The 6,526-nt window shown below is 61.4% G+C and carries 6 protein-coding genes; 3 read left to right on the top strand and 3 right to left on the bottom strand.

The annotated features are described in order from the left end of the window. Window positions 1-520: 520 nt before the first annotated feature. The gene (locus ACX80P_RS16840) at window positions 521-1,189 is read right to left on the bottom strand and encodes a hypothetical protein (RefSeq protein WP_459279250.1); all 669 of its coding nucleotides are present in this window, start codon (window positions 1,187-1,189) and stop codon (window positions 521-523) included. 229 nt (window positions 1,190-1,418) lie between these two features. Continuing rightward, a complete protein-coding gene (locus ACX80P_RS16845) occupies window positions 1,419-2,012 on the bottom strand; it encodes a recombinase family protein (protein ID WP_459279251.1) in 594 nt (197 codons plus the stop codon). A 1,035-nt stretch (window positions 2,013-3,047) separates the two neighbouring features. On the opposite strand from ACX80P_RS16845, the gene ACX80P_RS16850 reads away from it, so the two are divergent. From ACX80P_RS16850 to ACX80P_RS16860, 3 genes are all read left to right on the top strand, one after another. After that, window positions 3,048-3,788 carry a GAF and ANTAR domain-containing protein gene (locus tag ACX80P_RS16850; protein WP_459279252.1) on the top strand — a complete coding sequence of 247 codons (741 nt, stop codon included), beginning with the start codon at window positions 3,048-3,050 and terminating at the stop codon, window positions 3,786-3,788. A gap of 288 nt (window positions 3,789-4,076) precedes the next feature. Next, window positions 4,077-4,337 carry a hypothetical protein gene (locus tag ACX80P_RS16855; protein ID WP_394253171.1) on the top strand — a complete coding sequence of 87 codons (261 nt, stop codon included), beginning with the start codon at window positions 4,077-4,079 and terminating at the stop codon, window positions 4,335-4,337. Window positions 4,338-4,494: 157 nt separating this feature from the next. After that, complete coding sequence (locus ACX80P_RS16860) at window positions 4,495-5,196, top strand: ANTAR domain-containing protein (protein ID WP_394253169.1); 702 nt, start codon at window positions 4,495-4,497, stop codon at window positions 5,194-5,196. 71 nt (window positions 5,197-5,267) lie between these two features. Here the strand turns inward: ACX80P_RS16860 and ACX80P_RS16865 are convergent, their stop codons facing one another. Further along, entirely contained in the window at window positions 5,268-6,023 is a 756-nt protein-coding gene (locus tag ACX80P_RS16865) for a GAF domain-containing protein (protein WP_459279253.1), read from the bottom strand. Window positions 6,024-6,526 lie beyond the last annotated feature (503 nt).

Below are 6,526 nucleotides of genomic sequence, written 5' to 3' on the forward strand. Positions count from 1 at the left end.
CCAAATAGTCTGCTGCTGCTCCGTCGTGAACTCCACACGCACCTCCACCACTCATCCTGCCAAGGAGTGGTGCACTGGCCGGTTGAGACCGCCAAAGGTTCCCAAGACACTGTCACGGCGCCTCGTGAGCGGGCGCCGTGTCCCGTGGTTGTGGGGCTGCTCTCGTCTCGAAAACGTGTCTCACTGTGTTCCGTCTCAGAAGTGCTGTTGCTAGGACTACATGAGTCGGCTAACAGCCCTTGACCGTCGGGCCAGTTGGCGACGCAATGTCTGAGGAGACAGGACCCACTGTAGATACTCCGAGGCGGCAGTGTGACAAGTAGACCTTCGCTCCTCTTGTGCTGCAGCCAGCGGTTGCGGTAAACGTCACACGCCATGCCAACGAAAAATCGACCGTGGGTGTTGATGTGAGTGTTGCGCGGTGCAACAATGGTCTTGCCCGCCATTGCGATGGAGTGGGAAGAAGGCCCTCGAACCCCAGCCGGACGACTGGATCAGGGGCCTTACGCTTTTAAGCCCGTCAGTATGAGTCGGCGGTCTTACTCTCTAGGATCAGGAACTCGCTTAGAGCGTCGTAGTACCAGCTGTTGCCTAGGTGACGGGAGTTGATTGCTCCTAGAAAGATGTCTGGTAGCCACAGCAGCGGGTCATCTCCCCCACGGCAGTGATCGATGTCAAAGCCCTGCTCGACTTTCCGCTGGTTACGCAGAGCCACTATGTGGGCTCGGTCCTTCTTGTCCTGGGACGCGGTGCGTGCCTCACACATGACACTCCGGACGCCCATCAGCGCCAACTCGTAGTACATCACCTCGAGGCAGAGCCTCCTGAACCGCTCAGTCTTGTTCTGTCGATCGCTGAGGTGAGTGACCACCGCAGTCATGGGAGACAGTCCAGCCAAGGCGGTGACGATTTGTTTGCGGCGCGCCTCGCTCTCGTCGGTCCAGTGCAGCTTGATCTGCCCCTTCAACCGAAGAGCAGACACTCGCTCGCGGATTGCCTCGACCTCTGCAATGGGGATCACAGCGGCGCATACCAAGTACTCCTGACGCTCCTCTGAGCGAACTGCGGACGACTCGTCGAGATATGCGCAGTACGTCGGTTCTGGATCGAGTTCTGCAACTGGTGGCGCGGCAGGGTCTGCACAGGTCCTCTCGGGCAGACCTTCAACACTGCGAGTCTCCTCAGACACCGGGGAATTGTCCCTTCTAGTCACACAACGGGCGTGAGGAAACCAGGCGTCCGCGCTGCTCACAATGCATTCCAGTTTACGAGGGAGTCAGGCTGTGGCTGACTCCCTCGCTGGCCACTGCATCATTCCTCTTAGCGCGGGCGACGGATGTCACGTTCTTTGAAAACGGCCGTTCCTTAGTCATCGCTGGAGGGTCAACTCAATATGCAATGCCCCGCTGCCGGTCGCACTAGCGTGCGTCGTTCACGCCCATGCTGAGGTAGCGGTATACCGTCGCCCGGCTGGCGCCGATGATCTTGCCGATGTCAGCTGGCGCGAGGCCTTGGGCTTTGAGGTCCCTGGCGCGCCTGACCTTCGCGTGGTCGGCAGTCACTTCCCGTCGGCCGGCTCTCCGGCCGTTTTCTGCAGCCACAGCCATGCCGGCTCTTGTGCGCTCGGCGAACTGGTCGCGCTCGAGTTGAGCGAAGGCAGACATCACAGTGAGCATCGCCCTCCCCATGGGGCCCGTTGTACTGATGCCCTCGGTGACACTTCGGAAGTGCACTCCCCTGCGCTCCAGGTCATCGATGAGTGCCAGGAGGTTCCGGGTGTTACGACCCAACCTGTCCAGCTTCCACACTACAACCTCATCACCCTTCCGGAGGTGATCGAGGAGCTTGTCGAGCTCCGGCCGACTAGCCGCCGTTCCGCTGACGCCGTGATCGGTAAAGATTCGGTCGCAGCCAGCTGCCGCTAGCGCGGCATGCTGCAGATCAGCGTTCTGCTCCAGAGTACTAACCCTGGCATACCCGACGCTTCCCATCTCCGTGCTCCTCACGCTCATCAAAGGCTTCTTTCTGCTTTGATGAGAATACTCGAAGTGAGACACATTGCTGAGACAAGAGGGGGTCACCAAACTCCGCGCCGATACTGAGACCGTTCGGACCCGTCAGGAGCTCGCCGATTAGTCCGGTCAAAGGATCCTTCGCAAGAACGGTCATTCACTGCATTGTTGACCGCATACTGTTTGCGCTTGGAGGGGTCTGCTTGTTTTTCATCATCGATTTCTGGTTTGCCGCCATCTTCAAGCGGTACGGCAACGCGGTCCTCACGATCGTCTTGATCGGCCTCGGCCTCGCCTTCGTGGGGCTAGTGGCGCTCACAACCTGGCGGCAGGCCTGTCCGCACGTCGGACAGTGGGTTCTCGACGCGGGCTCGCTCGGACTGACCCCTGGGCGATCATCGTGGGCGCGCTGCTTGCTGTCGGCTCCTATCTCACGCTACGCAGGATGCCCGCCTAGTACCCCCAGGCCCAGTCGACACCCGCCGCCATTTTCATCGACGGCACCCTCAACACGAAAGCGCCGTAGGAGCGTCCGGGGTCAATCGTCCCGCGCGCGAGCCAATCCGTGACCGGTCTTGCTCGTTAGATCAGCTAACTTACGCGCCGAACAGTATACGGCAGCGGCCGCATCAGACTGGCCCCGGTCCATCGGCTCTGCTCCTGACCCGCCGATCCCCTATGCGAGCCGGGCGGATGTGAACAGGAGTGCAAGGCGGTGCGCCCTGCACTCCTGCCGCCCTCGGTGCCGTTTGCTCGACCCTAGGACTCCCTCCAGTCAAGGGAAAAGCGGTCAACGGATCAATCAATAATTGCTGGGCCCGGACTGCACAAAGAGTGCAGTCCGGCGCATTACGCCATCTTGCGACGTGCGCCGCACCTCGTGTGAGGCCCACTCGGCGGAGAATGATCCTCCGGTGGCAGCTCACAGTCCCGCAAGGGTGTTGGCGCGCGAGGCCGAGGATTACAGTAAGCCCGAGCCGTCAACGCAGTAGACCCCATCGTGAGAGGGTGTGAAAGATGAGCGAGGAGCCCGTTGTGACCAGGGGTATGCCGTCCTCCCATCACGGCGGTAGCGAACGTGAGCGCGATCTCGCCACGGAACTGGCGGAGCTCGCGCGGTCGCTGCAGCGGGAGCCGGACTCGGACGCGATCATCGCGGGGTTCGTCCACGCGGCCTTGAATTTGATTCCCGGTGTCGACGAAGGCTCCGTCAGCGTCGTCCTCGGGCGTAAACACATTGGCTCGCGGGGCGCCACCGGGTCCCTGCCCGCGCGGATCGATGCGCTGCAAATGGAGACCGACGAGGGCCCATGCCTGGAAGCGGCCTACAAGCACCGCACGGTGCGGGTCCCGGACATGGCGCACGAAACGCGGTGGCCGCTGTTCTCCCGGCGGGCCGCCGAGGCCGGCGCCCGGGGCATGCTCTCCATCCAGCTGTGGGTCGAGGGCGACGACCTCGGAGCCCTGAACCTCTATTCGTACGAAGCGAACGCGTTCACGGACGAGTCGGAGAACATCGGCCTGCTGGTCGCCTCCCATGCCTCCGTCGCCTTCGCCGAGGCCGAGAAGAACCGACAACTCAACGAGGCGGTGGCTTCCCGGGATGTCATCGGCCAGGCCAAGGGGATCCTGATGGAACGCCACAAGATCACCGGCGAGGAGGCGTTCATCGTGCTGTCCATGGCCAGCCAGCGCACCCACCTGAAACTCTGGGACGTCGCCGATCGCCTCATCAGCAGCGGTGAACTTCCAGAGCAAATCAGGACGCCACACTAAGAGGATCGGTGTCTGTTCGTGCGGTGATGAACATTGCTTGCTTGCGGTGACTGCTGGGGTAAGTGCAATTCACTGCCTGCAGCGTGGGGAATGCCGGGAACCGCGGACGACGGATCAAAGCTTGGAGGGCATAGATGGTGCGAGGTCACTGCATCGTGCTCTTCGCAGCATCGTCCTCAGCGCAGTGGGGGCGAAGATTGGGAGCGAAATCATGGAACTGATAGGGTCAGCAGCGGTTCAGAAGGGAGCCCTGCTTCATCATGCTCTCTTTTCGTCGAAAGGCGTTCCATGACCACACGTCTGAGCCCGTCCGAATCCTTCCCCGAAGACCTGTCCGCGTTAAGCCTTCCGCAGGTTGAAGTCCTCAATAGCAAGATTCAGCGCGAGTTGTCCCATGAGTACGTGCAGGACGGAGAACCTCATCCCGAGACGGAATCCCGCAACGAGGAACTGACCGAAGAGCTCGATCGCCGGGACGCCACGGAGATCACACCATCACAGGAATCTCCACGTCCCCGGCCAGTACTCGGCATAGCACGTCGTTTGTGAGTAGCTCGCATTATTCAGGTCTTCTTCAAAAGATCGTGCAGTGAAAAGGACATCCCCGATGCACCGGAACCTGATCGACGATAATTATGTAGAGGAGAATGTTGTGCCGGATGAGAGAGAGTTAGCTAAGGAGGCCGCTGATCACGAGGTAACGGCCTTGTTGCAGGACATGGTCCTGGACAGCCAGGACGTCCAGGAGTTCCTGGAGGGGTTGGTCTCCGTCGCGGCGGCAGCGTTCACTGGGGCCCACGGTGAGGTGTTCTGCGGTGTGACCCTGCTGCGGCCCCAGTCGATGACCACGGTGGCCAGCAGCAGTGAACGGGCGCGTGTCATGGATGAGGTGCAATACGGGTTCGACGACGGCCCGTGCCTGCGCGCAGCCCGTGAAGGGTACACCGTGCACATCCCCGATTTCCTCACCGAGCCCCGGTTCCCCGAGTACCGGCAGGCCATCGCCGGACACGGGATCCGCTCGGCCCTAGGGATCCCCATCAGGCTCGATGCAGGCGCCAGTGCGGGCCTGGATTTTTATGCGGTGACACCCAACGCCTTCGACGAGACGAGCATCAAGGTCGCCGAGGGCTTCGCGCGGGACGCGTCGAAGTCCCTGCGCCTGGCGGTACGGATCGCCGCCCTGAATGAGAACTCCGCGCACATGCGGGCTGCCATGGAAACCCGGACCGTCATCGACCTCGCGGTGGGAGTCATCATGGGACAGAACCGGTGCAGCCAGGACGAGGCGGTCGCGATCCTGCGCACCGCCTCCCAGAGCCGAAACATCAAACTCCGGGACCTCGCAGCGAACCTGATCGCCTCCCTCGGTCAGACCGCGCCCGTCCGTACTCACTTCGATCTCTGAGCGATACCCCACTGACCGTGAACCTCGCCCGATGACCTGCCACAGTCAGGCGATGACCGCTCCGGTGGACATCACAGCTCTGGCAGGATACGCGGCCCGTTGATCTCATCCTCCACCCGTTGTGCAAAAGCGCGGAGGATACGCCCGTCATCGGCCGTAAAAATTCGAGGGGTTTGATCCGCGATGCACAATGTCCCGATCATCCATCCGCGCGGTCCGCGGAGAGGATGCCCTGCGAAGAAGCGTAGGTGCGGGTCGCCGAGGACAAACGGGGTGTCCCTGCACTGATAATCCGTTGTTGTGTCATGGATAACCGTCGGGCGGGCGCGGCGGAGCGCAAGGTCAGACAGGGACACCGCTCGAGAGACCTCACGGTGCAGAGGGCCGATCACTGACTTCCCGAAACACCGGCGGTCATCGATGACCGTAATCATCGCCGCGCCGACACGAAAATGATCACTCACCTGCCGACTGATCCGATCGAACCGATCCTCCGGTGCCGTATCCAGCAACCCAGTCCGGATGACCGCTTCCAGCCGCTCTCGCTCCTGCTCCTGGGGAGTGAGAAGGAACGCCCCCACAGCGCCCATTTCATGCTCGGCATGCCAGAGCAGCCTTCCGAATGACGAATCAGTACAGTCGGCGATCCTCATCCCGATGTGATTTTGAGCCAGCCGCGTGTTCGTCGCCTCGACGAGCACCTCACACTCGCCACCGTCCAAGGTCAAGACCCCCGCCAGGCACGCCTCGAGCTCGAATCGCGACGCCGCACCTCCCATCGCGTAATACGCGATCCACACATCCTCCAAGCACAGCTGCGTCGACATCAGAACCTCCCGGACCTGCCGGATCCGCGCCCCTGTACTCATCTGCCGTCCCCTCCTGATAAATCTCTACTCAACACAGGCGCCTCTCCATCGGCGACCCACCACAAACTATCAGTATGCTTACTATCCTCGTGGTGGCAAGCCCCCTCAAGCCTGAACCAGACGGAGCGAGAGGCAGACGCCGCGCCGGGGGTGCTCTGCACAGTAGATCGACGGTACCGTTCCGTACTGTTAGTGCCCGGTCAAACCAATCCCGGTCTTACCTTTCGCGTCCACCTCGAACATCACATAGCCGACACTGAGGAACAGTTACCGGGCGTAGAGCTGCGCCCAAGCGGGCGACCTCACGCCGAAGCTTGTTCAGTCGCTTTATCTCGTTCCCAAATTTCCTCACCGCAAAGGATTGCGCCTCATGCCGGCGTATCTCGGGGACTGTAAGAAAAACGGTGTGTGAGGGCCCGGCCTGATCCGAGAGGAGATGGCCGTGGATGACTTCACGACTG

This window comes from Arthrobacter arabinosi (assembly GCF_054511115.1).